Raw genomic sequence first — 19,245 nt, 5'->3', positions numbered from 1 at the left:
GTAATCAACGGATATCCCGCTGCCTGAAGGCGTTGGAGCGGGCGGAGCCGTCCGAGTGTACTGCGTCGTGAAGGTCTACACGCCATCACTCAGGAGGGACCGCAAATGGTACGTTTTTTTTGCCTGGATTACCCGCAGGTTTTCCCGCAGTCGGGCGCTTTCAGATGGCTCCGGACCGGGCCGCGGCGATGACTGCCGCAATCTTGTTGTTGACGCCGAGCTTCTCGATAGCCCTGTGCACATGAAAATTGACCGTGCGTTCACTCAAATTGAGGATCCTGGCAATTTCATAGGCCGTCTTGCCATCGGCCGACAGTTTCAATACTTCGAGTTCCCGCCGTGACAAGGGAGGAACCTGGGGGCGAGCCTTTTTTTTCGGTTGCATCTCGAGCGCCAGAGCGTGCAAATGGCGACTGATGAACACCGAGAATCCGAGATTCTCGTACAGCTCATAAGCTGAAATCGGGCAGTGGCTTCTGGCCAGGCTGAGAATACTGTGCAGGCCGCTCTCCTCATCGTGGATCGCCTGGGACCAGCCATGCCGCAAACCTTGTTGCTGCAGCAACTGCCATAGCCATGGCGTCCTGGAAAAAAGCTCTTCGCTCCAGAGAACAGGCAATGTTGAGTGATTGCAGTGCGCCACTACCGGGTCTATTTGCGTGGTGTTGTTTTTTTCATATTGAATGTTCCACTCATGGGGAAAATTGTTCAGGTTCACCGGACTGGCGCCGGTCACGACTGAGTTCGAAGTAATTGAAAAGCCACAAAATTTATATCCAAGGTTTCTAGCGAAGTTGAGCGCGATTCGATAGGCGGTATTGATCTCTTGTGTGTGTGCCAATTGGTTGAGCTGTGACTCCTTCCAGATCTCCATACAATGATCTCCATTAACGTGTCTTCCGGATGCAATCTTGGATCCAAGATCCGGCACGCCACGAAGTGTAGGACAGTTCCTACGATTATGGTTCGACAATTTTGCTCTTTTGACTGTTGAAAAAGTGTGTTCCTGGTTCTTAGGCAATTGATGAATTATAAAATGCCATTTGTCATTTTGTATTGATGGTTGTGTGCCGCATTTAGTATTCGGTCACTAGTACAGATTAATGTCACTACAAATTGTCGGTGGTTACGCTGCTTTCTTTGCGGGACACTGGGGTATCTTTTGATTGGAGCCTTCCATGTCCGTCAGTGAAGAAAAATTTACCCGTCAGACCTTGCTCGAGGTTCATCCGTTGACCCCGAACCTGTTTACCCTGCGCGCCACGCGGGATGCAGGGTTTCGTTTTCGGGCGGGGCAGTTTGCCCGATTGGGCGTCACCAAGGCTGACGGCAGCACGGTATGGCGCGCCTATTCGATGGTGTCCTCGCCCTTTGACGAGTTCCTCGAGTTCTTCTCCATTGTTGTACCGGGCGGTGAGTTCACCAGCGAACTCAGCCGACTGGGCGTTGGTGATGCATTGCTGGTCGACCGCCAGGCCTTCGGTTACCTGACGCTGGACCGGTTTGTCGATGGGCCTGATCTGTGGTTGTTAGCCACAGGCACGGGCATCGCGCCGTTCCTGTCGATACTCCAGGACTTCGAAGTCTGGGAGCGATTCGAGCGGATCATTCTGGTCTACAGCGTTCGCGAAGCCCGGGAACTGGCTTATCAGGAACTGATCGCAGGGCTGGCGAAACTTGAATATCTGGCGGAGTACGCACACAAACTGCAATTGATCACCACAGTCACTCGTGAGCAACATCCCGGTGCATTGAACGGGCGGATCACCGCGCTGATTGAAAACGGCGAACTGGAGCGCACCGCGGGTGTTGCGCTGACGCCCGAGCACTCACGGGTCATGCTGTGCGGCAATCCGCAGATGATCGATGACACGCGCAAGCTGCTCAAAAAGCGGGATATGCACTTGAGCCTCAGCCGGCGACCCGGCCAGGTGGCGGTGGAAAACTTCTGGTAAGAAAAACGGCGCCTCGAAGGCGCCGTTTTTTTTTGCTAATGCTGTCAAGGCCGGTTGTTCTGGGCCTTGAGCAAGTCGCGGATCTCGCCCAGCAACTCTTCTTCCTTGGTTGGAACCGGCGGCAGGCTAGGGGCCACGGCCTCTTCGCGCTTCAGGCGGTTGATGGCCTTGACGCCCATGAAGATCGCGAAGGCGACGATGACGAAGTCGATGATGGTCTGGATGAATTTGCCATAAGCCAGCATCACTGCCGGAGCAGCACCCTCCGCTGCCTTGAGCGTTATGGCCAGATCACTGAAGTCCACGCCACCGATCAGCATCCCGATTGGCGGCATGATCAGGTCACCGACAAACGACGTAACGATCTTGCCAAAGGCCGCACCGATGATGATACCGACGGCCATGTCGACCACGTTGCCTTTGACCGCGAAGGCCTTGAACTCATTGAGCACGCCCATAGGTTATTTCCTTGTTACAGATGAGGTTGATGCACGCAGTGTAAATCAGCAAATCGCTTCCTGCTCGAATCAACTGCCTGCTGTGCTTGCCAGCAATCGACCCGGGTGGTGTTGAAAAATTCACCGATGGATCTCATCTGTGGGGCGGCCAGGCCTTCTGCGGAGTTTTGCATACGACGATTTTTTTCAGCGAAATGGCGTCGTTTGTGTGGGCGAGCCAAGGTTGAGAGACCATCTCTGAATCGGGGCGTTAAAGATGATCTGGCAGTTAGTGGTCAGAAGGCTCTATTGAAAATTAATTGTAGTTGCAGTGGTATTAACTGTTTCGTTAGTTTTGGGTGTCAGACAAGTTGCGTGTTTCTCTGAATCAATGCTGTGTATTGTGTGAGTGTTTTTGGAATTGTGCATAAAGTATGTAAATGAATAAAGTTTGTATAGGTTTTCAAAGCGTGCGATATGGCAAGTCACTAGAGTTTGTTGGCCGAGTTGAGAAAAATACTTATACAAGGTTTTGTATGGAGGGTGTATTTCAATATACCTGTATTTAATAGGGTTATTTGAAGTCATCAAAGGGGTTGCGAAATATCTGGCCGCACTCGCGCGCCTTGGCTGAGCTATCATCGCGGTTTTTTCCGGGAGTTCCGATGGCCAAGGCCAAGCGCATGTACGGCTGCACCGAGTGCGGCTCAACCTTCCCCAAATGGGCCGGCCAGTGCGGTGAGTGCGGGGCCTGGAACACACTCACCGAAACCATGGTGGAAAGCGGCGGGGCAGCCGCCCCCAGCGGTCGTACCGGGTGGGCCGGACAGCAGGCGCAGATCAAGACCCTGGCCGAAGTCAGTGTCGAAGAAATTCCGCGCTTCTCCACCGCCTCCAGCGAGCTCGACCGGGTTCTGGGTGGTGGTCTGGTGGATGGCTCGGTGGTGCTGATCGGTGGCGACCCTGGCATCGGCAAGTCGACCATTCTGTTGCAAACCTTGTGCAACCTCGCCAAGAGCATGCCGGCGCTGTACGTCACCGGTGAGGAATCCCAGCAGCAAGTGGCCATGCGTGCGCGGCGCCTGGGGTTGCCTCAGGATCAACTGCGCGTCATGACTGAAACCTGCATCGAAGCCATCATCGCCACGGCCCGTCAGGAAAAGCCCAAGGTGATGGTGATCGACTCGATCCAGACGATCTTTACCGAGCAACTGCAATCGGCACCGGGTGGTGTATCCCAGGTGCGTGAAAGCGCGGCATTGCTGGTGCGTTATGCCAAGCAGAGCGGTACGGCGATTTTCCTGGTGGGCCACGTCACCAAGGAAGGCGCGCTGGCTGGCCCTCGGGTGCTGGAACACATGGTCGACACCGTGCTGTATTTCGAAGGCGAGTCCGACGGACGCCTGCGCCTGCTGCGAGCGGTGAAGAACCGTTTCGGTGCAGTCAATGAACTGGGCGTGTTCGGCATGACCGACAAGGGCCTGAAAGAAGTCTCCAACCCCTCGGCGATTTTTCTTACCCGTGCCCAGGAAGAAGTCCCGGGTAGCGTGGTGATGGCAACCTGGGAAGGCACGCGGCCGATGCTGGTGGAGGTACAGGCGCTGGTGGACGACAGTCACCTGGCCAACCCGCGTCGGGTCACACTGGGGCTGGACCAGAACCGGCTGGCGATGTTGCTGGCGGTGCTGCACCGTCACGGTGGCATTCCGACCCACGACCAGGACGTGTTTCTCAACGTGGTCGGCGGGGTCAAGGTGCTGGAAACGGCGTCCGACCTGGCGTTGATGGCAGCGGTGATGTCCAGTTTGCGCAACCGGCCGTTGCCCCACGATCTGCTGGTGTTCGGTGAGGTCGGGCTTTCCGGTGAGGTGCGTCCGGTGCCGAGCGGTCAGGAGCGTTTGAAAGAAGCTGCCAAGCATGGCTTCAAGCGGGCCATCGTGCCCAAGGGCAATGCGCCGAAAGAGGCGCCGGCAGGGTTGCAGATCATTGCTGTCACTCGTCTGGAGCAGGCGTTGGACGCGTTGTTCGAATAGTTTCTGGTTAATACGCAACCCTGTGGGAGCGAGCCTGCTCGCGAAAGCGGTGTATCAGTCAACATATCCGTTGAGGCTGACGACCCCTTCGCGAGCAGGCTCGCTCCCACATTGGTAGCCGGCGACCTCTAGATTTCGATCAGCGCCCCCAATTCTCGCTCCAGCTCCTGCGGGTCAGCGAGGTTGAACTCGATCAATCGTCGCAGGCGCTCGATGGACTCCAGACTGATGTGCAGGCAGACAAACCCTAGTTGGTCATGGTCGTCGTGGGCCAGTTGCACATCCATGGTGATGTCGGCCTCTTCGCTCAGATGAATGTCGACCAGAAAATCCTGCTGCGGATTGCCCAGCCACGGATCGGGTCGCTCGATCAGCAAGCCCTTGAGCGACAGGTCAATCAACTTCACCTGCCACGTGGACTCCCCCTGACTCAGCTCGGTTCGGGCATCGAACGCAATACGTTTGAAGCGGCGACGTTCGGCAGGGTGCTCGCTCATGGCGCGATCCTCGGAAATGTACGCTGACTATAGACCCGCATGATCAACGGCTGCCAGCGCGTGCAGGTGTCCAGACCAATGTCGGGTATGGTCTTTGTCGTCAGGAGCGCTAAACTCGGTGAGGCTGTCTTTCTTGTCCACTCTGGCTGGAATAAAAAAATGAAAAATAATAATAGCCCGCTACGCCATTTGCCTTGGCTGGTGTTGGCAATCGTAGGTGCGTGCGCCCTGGGTGTCGTGGCATTGCGTCGAGGCGAGGCAATCAACGCCTTGTGGATTGTGGTCGCTGCCGTGGCTATCTATCTGGTCGCCTACCGCTACTACAGTCTGTTCATCGCTAACAATGTCATGCAACTCGATGCGCGACGGGCCACTCCCGCTGTGCTCAACAATGACGGTCTGGACTACGTTCCAACCAACAAACACATTCTTTTTGGTCACCACTTTGCGGCCATCGCTGGCGCGGGTCCTCTGGTCGGTCCGGTATTGGCGGCGCAGATGGGCTACCTGCCCGGCACGCTTTGGCTGATCGCCGGCGTGGTGCTGGCCGGTGCGGTGCAGGACTTCATGGTCCTGTTCATGTCCACCCGCCGCAACGGTCGTTCCCTGGGCGACATGGTCCGTGAAGAAATGGGCCGTATTCCCGGGACTATCGCGCTGTTCGGCTGCTTCCTGATCATGATCATCATCCTCGCGGTGCTGGCGCTGATCGTGGTGAAAGCCTTGGCCGAGAGTCCGTGGGGGATTTTCACGGTGATGGCGACCATCCCGATCGCGATGTTCATGGGCATCTACATGCGTTACATCCGCCCGGGTCGCATCGGTGAGATCTCGGTGATCGGCGTGCTGTTGCTGCTTGGTTCAATCTGGCTCGGCGGGCAGATTGCCGCGGATCCGGTGTGGGCCAAGGCATTCAGCTTTACCGGTATCCAGATCACCTGGATGCTGATTGGCTACGGTTTTGTGGCGGCAGTGTTGCCGGTGTGGCTGATCCTGGCGCCCCGTGACTACCTCTCCACGTTCCTGAAGATCGGCACCATCGTCGCACTGGCCATCGGTATCCTGGTGACCATGCCCGAGCTGAAAATGCCGGCCCTGACCCAGTTCGTCGACGGCACTGGCCCGGTATGGAAGGGCGGTCTGTTCCCGTTCCTGTTCATCACCATCGCCTGTGGCGCGGTCTCCGGTTTCCACGCGCTGATCTCTTCCGGCACCACGCCGAAACTGCTGGATAACGAAACCAACGCCCGCTACATCGGTTACGGCGGCATGCTGATGGAATCGTTCGTGGCCATCATGGCCATGGTCGCCGCATCGGTGATCGAGCCTGGCGTGTACTTCGCCATGAACAGCCCGGCGGCCGTGGTCGGCGGTGATGTGGTGGCCGTTGCGACAGCCGTCAGCAACTGGGGTTTTGCCATTACCCCGGAAGCCCTGCAAGCGGTAGCCCACGACATTGGTGAAACCACCATCCTGGCCCGTGCCGGCGGTGCACCGACCCTGGCGGTCGGTATCGCGCAGATCCTGCACAGTGTTCTGCCGGGTGAAAACACCATGGCGTTCTGGTACCACTTCGCGATCCTGTTCGAAGCGCTGTTCATCCTGACCGCGGTCGACGCCGGCACCCGTGCCGGGCGCTTCATGCTGCAGGACTTGCTCGGTTCCTTCGTCCCGGCGCTCAAACGCACCGAATCCTGGACCGCCAACCTGATCGCCACCGCCGGTTGTGTGGCGATGTGGGGCTGGTTGCTGTATCAGGGCGTGATCGATCCATTGGGGGGCATCAACACCCTGTGGCCACTGTTCGGTATCTCCAACCAGATGCTGGCCGGTATCGCCCTGATGCTCGGCACCGTCGTATTGATCAAGATGAAACGCCAGCGTTATGTCTGGGTCACCATGTTGCCGGCGGTCTGGCTGTTGATCTGCACCACCACCGCAGGTTTCATCAAGCTGTTCGACGCCAACCCGGCGATCGGTTTCCTGTCGCTGGCCAAGAAATACAGCGATGCCCTGGCCAATGGCCAGATCCTCGCCCCGGCCAAGGACATCACCCAGATGCAGCACGTGATCTTCAACGCCTACACCAACGCAACGCTGACTGCGCTGTTCCTGTTCGTGGTGTTCAGCATCCTGTTCTATGCACTCAAGGTCGGTATTGCCGCCTGGGGTAAAAAAGAGCGTACGGATAAAGAATCGCCATTCCAGGCGCTGCCGGATGCGTAACCAGAGGATTGCAGCATGTTCAACGACTTGAGTCGCCTCGGTAAATACCTCGGTCAGGCCGCGCGCCTGATGGTCGGCATGCCCGACTACGACAACTACGTCGAGCATATGCAGACCAAACACCCGGACAAACCGGTGATGAGCTATGAGATGTTCTTTCGCGAACGTCAGGAAGCCCGTTACGGTGGCAAGGGTGGGCCGAAGTGCTGTTGATCCGGATTGCGGGTTAACAGCAAAACCTGTGGGAGCGAGCCTGCTCGCGAAAGCGGTGTATCAGTCAGCATATTTGTTGAAGCTGACGGCCCCTTCGCGAGCAGGCTCGCTCCCACATTTGTTTTGTGTTGTTTATTAGTTTTGTGAAACAGGAGATCAATTTTGTCCTCTCCCATCCCGGTCACGATCCTCAGCGGCTTCCTCGGCGCTGGCAAGACCACTTTGTTGCGTCACCTGCTCAAGGCCGAGCACGGCCTGAAAATTGCCGTGATCGAGAACGAATTCAGCGATGCCGGTATCGATACCCAGTTGTTGGGCGATGAACCGGTACAAGTGATGACACTGTCCAACGGGTGCGTCTGCTGCACCATCCATACGGACCTGACTAAAGCGCTTTATCTGTTGCTCGAGCGTTTGGACCGGGGCGACATCGCCTTCGACCGCCTGGTGATCGAATGCACCGGCCTGGCCGATCCGGCACCGGTGGCACAAACCTTTTTCATCGACGAAGAGTTGCGCGAGCGCTATATCCTCGACGGCATCATCACGCTGGTCGACGCGGCACATGCCGACTTGCACCTGACCCAGACCATCGCCCAGGCGCAGATCGGTTTCGCCGACCGCTTGCTGGTGAGTAAGCGCGACCTGGTGGACGAACCGACCTTCACCGCGTTGAGCGAGCGTCTGACCCGCATCAACCGGCGTGCGCCGATCCGCGTGGTAGACCACGGCAAGATCGACCTCGCCGAGTTGCTCGATGTACGCGGCTTCAACCTCAATGCCGACCTCGGTGGCGGCGTGAGTTTGCGCCCGGTCAGCCAGGCTGCTCCGTCCATAGACCGCATTTCCAGCCTGGTGCTGCGCACTGAAAAGCCGCTGGATATCGACAAGCTCAGCGAGTTCATGAACGAACTGCTGGAAGACCATGGCAAGCAACTGCTGCGCTACAAAGGCGTGTTGAATATCCTCGGCGAATCGCGTCGCATGGTGTTTCAGGGGGTGCTGAAGCTTTATGGTTTCGACTGGGATACCGAGTGGGCGGAAGACGACGTGCGCGAAAGCGTGATCGTGTTCATTGCCGATGATTTGCCGGAAGAAAAGATTCGCGAGGGGTTTGCGCGGGTGGCGGCGGATTAAAGTCAGAAATTGCAGCGAGCCTTGAGTCGCCATCGCGAGCAGGCTCGCTCCCACATTTGAAGTGCAGTCCTCCGTGGGAGCGAGCTTGCTCGCGAAAACGGACTAACCTGCGGCACAGTTCTGGCCCAGTGCCGATGCAGGGCTCAGCAACAAGTCTTCCAGATAATCCAGATGCCGGTTGAGCACGGCTTGCGCCGTCGCGGCATCTCCTCGCTCCAGCGCATCCAGAATCCCCATGTGCTCCACGCAATACTCTTTCTGCTGCAGATCAAACTGCGCAATCGCCAACGAAGTCAGCGGTACCAAGCTCTCAAGAAAATGCGCTAGCGGTGCATTCCCCGCCATTTGTGCCAACTGCAGATGAAACTCTCCCGACAAACGAATCGCCCGGCCACGCTCGGCGCATTGACGCTCGTTTTCGACCAGTGTCCGCAGGCGCTTCAAGTCTTGCGCGCATGGACGCTGACAGGCCAGCCGCACCAGCATGATCTCGGCCAGACGTCGGGCATGCAGCGTCTGCCGGGTCTGCTCGACATCAAGTTCGGCGACGCGGGGACGATGGTTGACTCGAAGGATGATGATCTGCTGGTGGGACAGCCGCGTCAGCACATCACGCATGTCGCTGCGCCTTGCACCGAACATCTGCGCCAGGCTTTCTTCCGTAAAGCGACTGGCCGAATGGATGCGCTGTTCGAAAATGGCATCGAGGACCCGCGAATACAGATCATCCACCGAAGGGCGGACGGGCAGGGTAGCGAGCGTTTGTGGCGAGGCAAAGCTGTTCATGGCCAATCTCCAGTTCGAAGAGGTTTCAACTGCCGAGGTTGTCTTCCGGGATGTTCAGTTCGATGCCCATGCGCTGGCCTTCGCGCAAAATGTGCCGACGCATCTCGGCGCTGGCCTGGGCGCTGTTCTTGCTGCGGATCGCCCGCACAACCGCTTCGTTTTCTTCAAGGCGCTCAGCCAGATGCTCCGGGGAGTTGCGCAACACTTCGGCGCTCTGTTTGAGGGCGTTGCTGGTCTGCTGGACCACGCTCTGGAAGATGGGGTTGGATGTGAGCGTGAACAATTCTTCGTGGAACGCGATGTAGGCATTCACGCCGGCTTCACTGTCGATGGCTTCCAGGGCTTCGCGCATGTCCATCAGGGTCAGGCGCAGTTGCCCGACTTCCTTGCTGCTGATGGACTGCGCCACGAGGCCGACGATGAACGGCTCGAGGGTGTAGCGCAGCTGCAGCACGTCTTCCAGGCTCGCTGCGGCCACTGCACTGTCATACGTCTGGCTGTCGACGAGATTGGCTTCGAGCACCACCACGCCTTTGCCCGGCATCGAACGCACCAGACCGAGGGTTTCCAGGACGATGACGGCTTCACGCAGGCTCGGACGGCTGATACCCAGCTGTTCGGCCAGTTCACGTTGCCCCGGCAGCATTTCGCCGGAGCGCCACTGACCTCGGGCCAAAGCGGCCCGAAGTTTTTCTACCACTGAGTTGACGACGGTTGATGAGGTAATCACTTGTTCGCTCCATGAGCCGTGCCTGCGGTCGGCAGGCACGGCGGTCATTCAGAATTCTTTGGCTGCCGCTTGAGCAACCGGTTTTCTCGGCTGGAAGGTATAACCCGCCTGGCCCGAAAGTACCTTGTTCGCCCGCTGCACATCGATGTCCTTTTCCCATCGCGCGATGGCGACGGTCGCCACGCAGTTGCCGATCAGGTTGGTCAGCGCCCGGCCGATGCCCATGAACCAGTCCACGGCCAACACCAGCACCAGACCCACCACCGGAATGGCCGGAATGGCTGTCAGGGTGGCCGCCAGAATCACCAGCGCGGAGCCTGGAATGCCGTGGGCCCCCTTGGAGGTGATCAGCGATACCAACAGAATCGTCAACAGGTCGGTCATTGCCAGCGGCGTGCCGGTGGCATTGGCGATGAACACGATGGCCAGGGTCAGGTAGATCGAGAAACCGTCGAGGTTGAACGAGTAACCCGTTGGAATCACCAGCCCGACCGTTGAACTGCCGATGCCCAGGTGCTCAAGCTTGCGCATGATTTGTGGCAGCACAGCGTCGGACGAAGCGGTGCCCATGACGATCAGAAGCTCTTCGCGCAGGTACTTGAGCAACGGCCACATCTTCAAGCCGGAGAGGCGCATCACCAAGCCGAGAATCAGCGTCACGAAGGCCACGCAGGTCAGGTAAAACAGGCCGACGAGGCTGCCCAGGTGCTGCAGCGAGTCCAGGCCATATTTGCTGGTGGTGAAGGCGATCGCACCGAATACACCGATCGGCGCCAGGCGCACGATCATGCCCATGATGCGGAAGATCACGTGGCTGAGCTCATTGATCAGCCGCGAAATACCCGATGCCGCCTCACCCACCAGATTCAGCGCACTGCCGAACAGCACGGAGAACAGCAGGACCTGCAGGATGTTGTTATCGGCAAAGGCACCGATCACCGACGTCGGAATCAGGTCCATCAGGAACTGTGTGGTGGTGTGCATGTGCTGGCTGCGCTGGGCAATGTCGCCCATGTCGGCTGCTGAAAGCTGTTCCAGGTGAATGTTTGCGCCGCTGCCGATACCGGTGCTGAAGGCGAACACCAACCCGATCACCAGGGCGATGGTGGTCAGGATTTCAAAGTAGATCACCGATTTGAGGCCGATACGGCCGACCTTCTTCAGGTCGCCGGCACCGCTGATGCCGCTGACCACTACGCAAAACACAATCAAGCCAATGAGCATTTTGATCAGCTTGATAAAACCGTCACCGAGCGGTTTGAGCTGAGCGGAGTATTCGGGAAGGGTCAGCCCGCAGACGATGCCGAGCACCAGTCCGAGAACCACTTGGAGGAAGATTGAACGCGAGCACCATCTGAGCATGGGAGGAATCCTGGTCGGTGTCCTGGCTGCCGTGTGCGGAGCACATCAGATTCAGGACTTAATTATTTTGGTCTTACCGGTATGTCCAGTGCAGGCGCAGTCTACGCTCGTTTTTTTCGAGATGACAAGGGGAAATGGAAAAATTGGCATGACCGGTCTTACCAGTTTTGCCTGTGGACTGATGCAATGCGTGAGCCGTTCTGGGCGCTCTGTCAGATTTCGTCCGGATCACCCAGAAAGGAGGCGTTTCGCTCGATGATTCTCAACTTGAATACCACGCCTTCTTCAAGGATCTCGGCCAGATAGCTGTAAGGCGCTCCATCGCGGCGAATGGCGCCGATACGCCCCGAACTGCGAGCCTTGAGTCGAACTCGCTGGATATCACCGTTCATGTCTTCCAGCGTTATGATCCGGTTTTGCAGGCTCAGCAAATTGAAGGATGTGGTATAGCCGCCGGCCGGAAGAAATGCACCCAGCACCCCTGCAAGGTCCTTGCTTATGCAATGCCCTGTGTAAGTGGTATGTGAGCGGATATAGAGGTGGTAATAGTTTTCTGTGCAGCGAAAGTAAATGATTAGTGGCGCAGGGTTTTTTACCTCTCGAAGGGAGAGGCTGCCGAGCAAGTGAGAGTCATCGTGTTCTCTCGACGCACCGGTAAAAAAACCGCCCGAGAAAAGTGTGTCGTGCCGGATCGCGGGAGTGCCATGCAGCGCTCCCAGGAAATCCACTTGTCGCTCGTCAAGTTCCAGTGTCGCAATGAAAGATTTCTGCCTGTTTGTAGTCATGAGTTCATCCTTGAATTTGTAGGGGGAAGTTGATTGTCAGAGCGGATTGCCACTTATTTAGGTATTAAAAATGCCAATGCCCAAGCGCGTTGGGGCATTGGCTTTAATCTTTAAGGCTTAAGGCACAAAGTAATTAAACTGTCGGTAGTGAAGCCGGATGTCGGAAGTTGTGGAGTGTCAGATCTGTTCAGTGTCCGTTGGAGGTGGAGCGTTTGATAATGTTCAGGTTAAAGATTGCCAGGCGCCCGCCTCGGTTAGGGTAATCGGTAATGACTGGGAAACTGGGGAGCTCTCCATAGGTGCAAACTTTCCTATGTTGTGGGCCGCTATAAAGCAGGAAATAACCGCCTTCAAGTGGAATATCATCCAGCTTTATGACAGCGCCGTTATTGTCTTTGATACGGAAATAAGTGGGATCGTCTCCTTCAAAAACAGACCAGTTTCGCAGTTCTCCCTCCATGCTGACCGTGTTAGCGAACTCTCCATTGCTACCCTGGATTTTGATGATGTAGACGCCGTCGTAATATTCGAAGAGGAATAGCTCAGGCGTGAGGCCCTCATCGAATGTCAGAAGGTCAGTGATCGAGCCAGATTCAAGTTTACTTTGGTAGTAGTTGCGCAGTTCTTCGCTGGTCTGCGGATCATCCAGCTTTTGTTGAATGCCTCGCTGATACAGAACTACGGGTTTGTTATCAATGGAAAGTGTGGCGGTAAAAGATTGTTGTGGATCTGGATTGCTCATGGTCGATATGTTCCCTTGCGGGTTGGGCTGGGTTAGGTGTCGTCGGTGTTAAAGCCTTGGGCTTCAAGTAGGATCAATGCTCCCTAGGAGTAGCGTTTCGTGATGTTGACTCTGAAGGCTGCAAGTTGACCGCCCCTGTTTGGGAGGTCGGTGATGACCTGAACATAGGGTAGTTCACCATAAGTGCAAACAGGACGCTCTTGGGGGCCGCTGTATAGAAGAATGTCGTGTTGATCTGAGAGGTCGGTCATTTTTAGAGTGTCGCCTTCGGCATTCTTGATGCGGAAGTAAGTTGGGTCGGTGCCGTCGAAGAGTGTCCAGTTTCGAAGGCTTCCTTCCATACTGGCAGTATTGTCATAGCGGTCGTTGTCATTGATCTCGATGATATAGACACCATCGTGATAGCCGAAAAAAAATAATACAGGAGTTACTCCGTCGCCGAAGGTGAGGAGGTTGTGTGTGTATTCAAGCTCTTCCCGGTAAATGCGTCGCTGTTCTTCGGTCGCTTCCGGGTCGTCCAGTTTTTTTTGCAGGAGTTTTTGAGCCAGCACTACGGGTTTGTTGTTGGTCGAAAGTGTTGCTGCGAACGATTGTTGAAAGTCTGGATCTTGAAACATTGGTGTCTCTCCCTGTTTTCATTGATGGGTGCTGTTGTTTGCTGTGTGTGATGAAGTTAGTGAGTTAACGTGTGAAGCGTTAGTTGAGTTATCCGGTTTGCGTTGGTCTTGTGTGGTTCGGTTTTTTGTGGAAAGGTGCTGATTGGGTTTTTGGATATTAACAGCTTGATTGTTTGTGTGGCTGCTGTTGAGGCTGAATTGTTGTTTCAGGGTTTATTCGAAATTTTAACTGTGGAAATAATGCTATGCATTGTTTCTTGTTCGAAAACTGAGTTTAAGTGAGGGCGAAAAAAAACCGGCACAAGTGCCGGTTTTTTACTGCGGTTTAGCGGGGCGGATTAAGCGCCGTATACCGGCAGCTTCTTGCAGATAGCCTTGACCTTCTCGCGAACGGCGTCGATCACCGCTTCGTTGTTCAGGTCAGCCAGGATGTCGCAGATCCAGCCGGCCAGTTCCTTGCACTCTGCTTCCTTGAAGCCACGAGTGGTCACAGCCGGAGTGCCGAAGCGCAGGCCGGAGGTGACGAACGGGGAACGCGGGTCGTTTGGCACCGAGTTCTTGTTCACGGTGATGAACGCTTTACCCAGAGCGGCGTCGGCGTCTTTACCGGAGATTTCCTGCTTGATCAGCGACAGCAGGAACAGGTGGTTTTCAGTACCGCCGGAAACCACGTCGAAACCGCGCTCGATGAACACGCTGGCCATGGCCTGGGCGTTTTTCACCACTTGTTGCTGGTAAGCCTTGAACTCAGGCTGCAGCGCTTCCTTGAAGCAGATCGCCTTGGCTGCGATCACGTGCTCCAGTGGGCCGCCCTGGGCGCCCGGGAATACCGCGGAGTTCAGCTTCTTCTCGATGTCGGCGTTGGCGCGAGCCAGGATCAGGCCGCCACGTGGACCGCGCAGGGTCTTGTGGGTGGTGGTGGTCACGACGTCAGCGAATGGAACCGGGTTCGGGTAGACGCCAGCGGCGACCAGACCGGCCACGTGGGCCATGTCGACGAACAGGTAGGCACCTACCTTGTCGGCGATTGCACGGAAGCGCGGGAAGTCGAGGATCTGCGAGTAGGCAGAGAAACCGGCCACGATCATTTTTGGCTTGTGCTCAACGGCCAGGCGCTCGACTTCGTCGTAGTCGATCAGGCCATTGGCGTCGATGCCGTACTGAACAGCGTTGTACAGCTTACCGGAGGAGGAAACGCTGGCACCGTGGGTCAGGTGACCACCGTGGGCCAGGCTCATGCCCAGGATGGTGTCGCCAGCCGACAACAGGGCCAGGTAAACGGCGCTGTTGGCTTGCGAGCCGGCGTGCGGCTGAACGTTGGCGTAGTCGGCGCCGAACAGCTCTTTTGCTCGATCAATGGCAAGCTGCTCGACGATGTCGACGTACTCGCAACCGCCGTAGTAGCGCTTGCCCGGGTAGCCTTCGGCGTACTTGTTCGTCAGTACCGAGCCTTGAGCTTCCATCACCGCTGGGCTGGTGTAGTTTTCCGAAGCGATCAGCTCGATGTGTTCTTCCTGGCGCTGAGCTTCTTGCTCCATGGCGGCAAAAAGGTCGGCGTCGTACTTGGCAATGGTCAAATCACGGCTGAACATGGCGGTCCTCAGGGATCGGGGGCGGAAAAGGGGGGCATTCTAACCCAATGGGTTTTAGATGGCATATGAAACGGCATCATGTCGCAGACAAGTGGTGTTCATGCGGGGATTAGCGGTGATCGTGCCGGCCTCTTCGCGAGCAAGCCCGCTCCCACAGGGTTCTCGGGTGCACACAAAATGTGCGAACACTGTAAATCCACTGTGGGAGCGAGCTTGCTCCGGCCGGCGTTCCGACGATGAGGCCAGTCGCCGCGCCGCAAATCTCAATCGAACAAGAAGAGCGCATCATTGCTGAACTGCCCTTCGAACCGACTCGCCGGCATCGGACGGCCGAACAGGTAGCCCTGAACCTCGTCGCAACCGTGCTCCCTCAGGAAATCAAGCTGCTCATGGGTTTCCACGCCTTCGGCAATCACCGCCAGGTTGAGGCTGTGGGCCATGGCAATGATTGCCCGGGCAATTTGTGCGTCCTGCTCGCCGCTGGGCAGGCCATCGACGAAGGTGCGGTCGATCTTCAGCACGTCGATGGGAAATTGCTTGAGGTAGTTCAGGGATGAGTAACCGGTGCCAAAGTCATCCACCGCAATGCTCAGCCCAAGATTTTTCAGCCCGGCGAGAATCTGCATCGCCTCGCTGACTTCGCGCATCAGGATACTTTCGGTGAGTTCCAGTTCCAGGCACGCCGGCGGCAGGCCGGTTTCCTTGAGGATGGTGGCGATCCGCGTGCCGAGCTGACCATCGGAGAACTGCCGCGCCGAGATGTTCACCGACACTTTCGGCACCCGTACCCTGGCCTGATGCCAGGCCTTGAGTTGACGGCAGGCCTCGCTGATCACCCAGTCGCCGACATCCACCACCAGCCCGAGCTCTTCGAGCACCGGAATGAAATCCCCCGGCGGCACCAGGCCGCGGCGTGGATGACGCCAGCGCAGCAGTGCCTCGGCACCGGTCAGACGCTTGCCGTCGCCGCTGAGCTGCGGCTGGTAATACAGCACGAACTCGTTCTGTTCCAGGGCATGGCGCAAGTCGCTTTCCAGCTCAAGTCGCTCCAGGGCGCTGGCGTTCATGTCCGCCTGATAGAACTGGAAGTTGTTCTTGCCGCGCTCCTTGGCGTGGTACATCGCGGTGTCGGCATTCTTCATCAGCTGGCTGAGTTCGTTGCCGTCCTGCGGACTCAGGGCGATACCGATACTGGCCGTGACGAAGAACTCGCGGCCTTCGAGCACGAATGGTTTCACCAGGCTGGCGAGAATCTGTTCGGCCACATGGATCGCCCGATTCAGGGCGATTTCACGGTTGGCTCGCGGTTGCAGGAGCAAAGTGAATTCGTCACCGCCCATGCGCGCCACGGTGTCGTCATCGTCGACGCAACCGAGCAGACGCGTGGCCATTTCCTTGAGCATGCGGTCGCCGGCGGCGTGGCCCAGGGAGTCGTTGATCGGCTTGAAGCGATCGAGATCGAGGAACATCAGCACCACCCACGACTTCTGCCGTTCGGCCGATTGCAGTGCCGTGTGCAGGCGATCCTGAAACAGTGAGCGGTTGGGCAGGTGGGTCAGGGCGTCGTAGTAGGCGAGGCGGTGAATCCGCTGCTCGCTGGCCTTGCGCTCGCTGATGTCGCTGAAGAAACACACATAACTGGCCAGGTCACCTTCGTCGTCGAGTACGGCGGTGATCCCGACCCAGGCCGGGTAGTGCTCGCCATTACGGCGCTTGAGCCAGACTTCGCCTTCCCAGGTGCTGTGCTGGCCCAATTGCTTGAGCACGTAACGCAGATGGGTTTCCTGCTGTTCGTCGACGGTCAGCATGTTCGGCAGCTGGTCGAGGACCTGCTCCACGGCATAGCCGCTGACACGGCTGAAGGCTTCGTTGGCCTGGACGATGTAGCCGGCCGGGTCGGTGATCAGGATTGCCGAGGTCGAGTGTTCGAATACCGTGGCGGCCATGCGCAAGTCTTTTTCGGCCCGGCGTTGCTGGCTGATGTCGCGGCCGACGCCGAGCACGCCTTCGAACGTACCCTGTTCGTCCCAGACCAATACCAGGCGCAGTTCGATCGGGATCTTGCGCCCGTCGGCCCGCAGGCAATCGAACAGGAACAGTTGGGTTTGCACCTGGCTGCGTAACAGCGCCAGTTGGCCCGGTTGATCCAGCGCTTTGCTGACCCGGTCCATCAGGTTGTAGATGCCGGTCAGTTGTTGCGGGTTGGCGATGGTCGATTGCCAGCCGTTCTGGAAAATCCACTCGGCGTCGTAACCCAGCACCGCTTGCACCGAAGGGCTGACGTAATTGAGGTTGAGGCGGCTGTCGGTGGAGAAGATCACGTCGCTGATGCTTTCGGCGAGCATCCGGTAGCGCTGCTCGCTGTCGCGCAGGGATTCGCTGGCTTCGATCTGGTCGGTGATGTCCTTGGCCACGCCGATGATTCGCGTGACCTGATCGTCCTTGTCCCGAGCCAGTGCCTGCTCGCGAATCTCGAAGCGTCGCCACTGGCCGTCCCGATGGCGGAAGCGCAACTGGCACTGCATCAACTGGCGATAGCCGGCCTGGCGCTGGACCTGGCGGGAGCGATGGTAATAGTCGGCGTCTTCGGGGTGCAGGAGGATTTCCCAGAAGTATTCGCCCATCTGGTGCAGTTCGGTGCGGTTGTAACCCAGTGTCTGGCCCAGATGGTGGTTGCTGTAGATCATGCGCTGGCTGATCACATCCTGCACATACAGGTGATCCGGCACGGTGCGCACCACGTCCGACCAGAACCCTTCGCGTTCCTGCAGCGACAGTTCGATGAGCTTGCGGCTGGTGATGTCGGTGATGCTCAGGATCACCGCTTTATAGTCGTCCGTTGCTTGCGGCAGGCGCAGCACCAGCCACAGGTGCTGGTCGCGACCGCTGGCATCCTGCAGTTTGATTTCCAGCTCAAGCTGTTGCTGCTGGTTGAGCACCGCGTCGAGTACCTGGTTGCCGATGGCGGTGCCGTGCTGCGGATGGCCATCGATCAGCAGTTGCCAGGCTTTGTCGGCGCTATCGACATTGAGCAGTTGCAGCGCGACCTGGTTGACCTCGGTGATCCGCAGTTCCTTGAGCAATTGCCGGCGTTGTTCCGGGATCGCCAGCCACGCTTGCAGTTGTTCGCTGCCCTGCAGTTGTGCCTTGTCGAAAAAAACCTTGAGCCCGGACATGTCGAGGACACACAAGGCCACGCCGGTGCCTTCGAAAATGTCCTGGTAACGCCGACGGCCTTCGCTCAATTGGCGCTGACGTCGGCGCGTGTTCAGCAAGGCGATGAACGGCAGCATGGAAAACGCCAGGCCCAGCAGGCATTTGCCGATGAACGCCGGCAGCAGCTCTTCCAGCACGCGCTGGCGGTCGAACAAGCCGCGCAGTTGCCAATCGCTGCCGCTCAGCGCAACCGTCAGCACGCTGTTGGCGACATCATCCGCGGTCAGCGTGCCCGGATTGACCGAGGGCAGCGCTTCGTCGCGGCTGATGATCTGATGATTGATGCGGTTCTCCACCAGCCACAACGGGCGGCGGACGGCTTCGCTTTGCTTGGTCAAGGACGAAAAGAAGGTGGGTGTCAGGCGCAAGACCCAATAGCCTCGGGAACTGCCGCTGGCCTGATGCAACAATAAATGCACCACGGAACCGTCGGTGGCGTTGCTGAAGTAGTGCGTCTGGGCGTGGCTGCGGCGTACCAGTTCACCCAGGTAGTCGCTGTCATCGCTGTCGGGAGCGCTGTCACTGATGACTCTTCCCGAGGGGCTGAGCAACGCCAGGCTGCGCAGATCCGGCAGCGACTGTTGCAGCTTGCGCAGCAGGGCCTGCAGTTCATCGGCGCCTTGCGGTTGTTCGACGATCGGCAACAGGTTGAGGGCGATCTGCGCGTTGAGCGCCATGTTCAGGCTGACCTGCGCGGCCAGATCGGCGGTGTAGTCGATGGTGTACTGACGCTGGTTCTTCTGGTTTTCCCGTAACTGGTCGAGCAACTGCCAGAACAGCAGGGCCAGCAGCAATAATGCGAGTGTCGCCAAGGTGCCCTTCAAGGTCCCGCGCAAGGGGGAGCCGGGCGCTGTGGCCGGCGCGCTGGAAGTCAGAGGCGGAGGGACTTTGGACAAGCTGTCATCCTGCGGTTTGGC

16 protein-coding genes are annotated in these 19,245 nt (G+C 57.6%); 5 read left to right on the top strand and 11 right to left on the bottom strand.

Annotated features, from left to right (window positions below; all coding sequences use genetic code 11):
• Positions 1 to 160: 160 nt before the first annotated feature.
• Positions 161 to 874: an autoinducer binding domain-containing protein gene (locus WHX55_RS27030; protein ID WP_353741616.1), complete on the bottom strand. Its 714-nt coding sequence runs from the start codon at positions 872 to 874 to the stop codon at positions 161 to 163.
• Positions 875 to 1,178: 304 nt separating this feature from the next.
• Between WHX55_RS27030 and WHX55_RS27025 the strand changes: the two genes are divergently transcribed.
• Positions 1,179 to 1,955 (top strand): ferredoxin--NADP reductase, encoded by a 777-nt coding sequence (locus WHX55_RS27025; protein ID WP_353741615.1) that lies wholly within the window; start codon positions 1,179 to 1,181, stop codon positions 1,953 to 1,955.
• Between the two features lie 44 nt (positions 1,956 to 1,999).
• Here the strand turns inward: WHX55_RS27025 and mscL are convergent, their stop codons facing one another.
• Entirely contained in the window at positions 2,000 to 2,413 is a 414-nt protein-coding gene (mscL, locus tag WHX55_RS27020) for a large-conductance mechanosensitive channel protein MscL (RefSeq protein WP_353741614.1), read from the bottom strand.
• 644 nt (positions 2,414 to 3,057) lie between these two features.
• Between mscL and radA the strand changes: the two genes are divergently transcribed.
• On the top strand, positions 3,058 to 4,425 hold the full coding sequence (radA, locus tag WHX55_RS27015) for a DNA repair protein RadA (RefSeq protein ID WP_008004292.1): 1,368 nt from the start codon (positions 3,058 to 3,060) through the stop codon (positions 4,423 to 4,425).
• A 128-nt stretch (positions 4,426 to 4,553) separates the two neighbouring features.
• Here radA and WHX55_RS27010 read toward each other — a convergent pair whose 3' ends face one another.
• Positions 4,554 to 4,922 (bottom strand): PilZ domain-containing protein, encoded by a 369-nt coding sequence (locus WHX55_RS27010; protein ID WP_150754990.1) that lies wholly within the window; start codon positions 4,920 to 4,922, stop codon positions 4,554 to 4,556.
• Between the two features lie 159 nt (positions 4,923 to 5,081).
• On the opposite strand from WHX55_RS27010, the gene WHX55_RS27005 reads away from it, so the two are divergent.
• From WHX55_RS27005 to yjiA, 3 genes are all read left to right on the top strand, one after another.
• Positions 5,082 to 7,148 carry a carbon starvation CstA family protein gene (locus WHX55_RS27005; RefSeq protein ID WP_057713219.1) on the top strand — a complete coding sequence of 689 codons (2,067 nt, stop codon included), beginning with the start codon at positions 5,082 to 5,084 and terminating at the stop codon, positions 7,146 to 7,148.
• 15 nt (positions 7,149 to 7,163) lie between these two features.
• Positions 7,164 to 7,361, top strand: a complete 198-nt coding sequence (locus WHX55_RS27000) for a YbdD/YjiX family protein (RefSeq protein WP_007895266.1) — start codon at positions 7,164 to 7,166, stop codon at positions 7,359 to 7,361.
• Positions 7,362 to 7,523: 162 nt separating this feature from the next.
• A complete protein-coding gene (yjiA, locus tag WHX55_RS26995; RefSeq protein ID WP_353741613.1) occupies positions 7,524 to 8,498 on the top strand; it encodes a GTPase in 975 nt (324 codons plus the stop codon).
• A 102-nt stretch (positions 8,499 to 8,600) separates the two neighbouring features.
• On the opposite strand, the gene WHX55_RS26990 is transcribed toward yjiA, so the two are convergent.
• The 8 genes from WHX55_RS26990 to WHX55_RS26955 form a co-directional block, all read right to left on the bottom strand.
• Entirely contained in the window at positions 8,601 to 9,284 is a 684-nt protein-coding gene (locus WHX55_RS26990) for a GntR family transcriptional regulator (protein ID WP_353741612.1), read from the bottom strand.
• Positions 9,285 to 9,309: 25 nt separating this feature from the next.
• Positions 9,310 to 10,014 carry a FadR/GntR family transcriptional regulator gene (locus WHX55_RS26985; RefSeq protein ID WP_150755032.1) on the bottom strand — a complete coding sequence of 235 codons (705 nt, stop codon included), beginning with the start codon at positions 10,012 to 10,014 and terminating at the stop codon, positions 9,310 to 9,312.
• Between the two features lie 48 nt (positions 10,015 to 10,062).
• A complete protein-coding gene (locus WHX55_RS26980) occupies positions 10,063 to 11,376 on the bottom strand; it encodes a C4-dicarboxylate transporter DctA (RefSeq protein ID WP_150727017.1) in 1,314 nt (437 codons plus the stop codon).
• Between the two features lie 212 nt (positions 11,377 to 11,588).
• Positions 11,589 to 12,161, bottom strand: a complete 573-nt coding sequence (locus WHX55_RS26975) for a hypothetical protein (protein ID WP_353741611.1) — start codon at positions 12,159 to 12,161, stop codon at positions 11,589 to 11,591.
• A 187-nt stretch (positions 12,162 to 12,348) separates the two neighbouring features.
• A complete protein-coding gene (locus tag WHX55_RS26970) occupies positions 12,349 to 12,903 on the bottom strand; it encodes a hypothetical protein (protein ID WP_353741610.1) in 555 nt (184 codons plus the stop codon).
• Positions 12,904 to 12,986: 83 nt separating this feature from the next.
• On the bottom strand, positions 12,987 to 13,520 hold the full coding sequence (locus WHX55_RS26965; protein ID WP_353741609.1) for a hypothetical protein: 534 nt from the start codon (positions 13,518 to 13,520) through the stop codon (positions 12,987 to 12,989).
• Between the two features lie 338 nt (positions 13,521 to 13,858).
• Positions 13,859 to 15,112: a serine hydroxymethyltransferase gene (gene glyA, locus WHX55_RS26960; RefSeq protein WP_150727019.1), complete on the bottom strand. Its 1,254-nt coding sequence runs from the start codon at positions 15,110 to 15,112 to the stop codon at positions 13,859 to 13,861.
• A 263-nt stretch (positions 15,113 to 15,375) separates the two neighbouring features.
• Entirely contained in the window at positions 15,376 to 19,224 is a 3,849-nt protein-coding gene (locus tag WHX55_RS26955; RefSeq protein WP_353741608.1) for an EAL domain-containing protein, read from the bottom strand.
• Positions 19,225 to 19,245: the final 21 nt, after the last annotated feature.

The organism is Pseudomonas fluorescens, assembly GCF_040448305.1.
In the GTDB taxonomy this organism is placed as follows: Bacteria; Pseudomonadota; Gammaproteobacteria; order Pseudomonadales; family Pseudomonadaceae; genus Aquipseudomonas; species Aquipseudomonas fluorescens_BH.
Note: the sequence above shows the minus strand (reverse complement) of the source record. Positions and strands in the feature narration are given on the sequence as shown.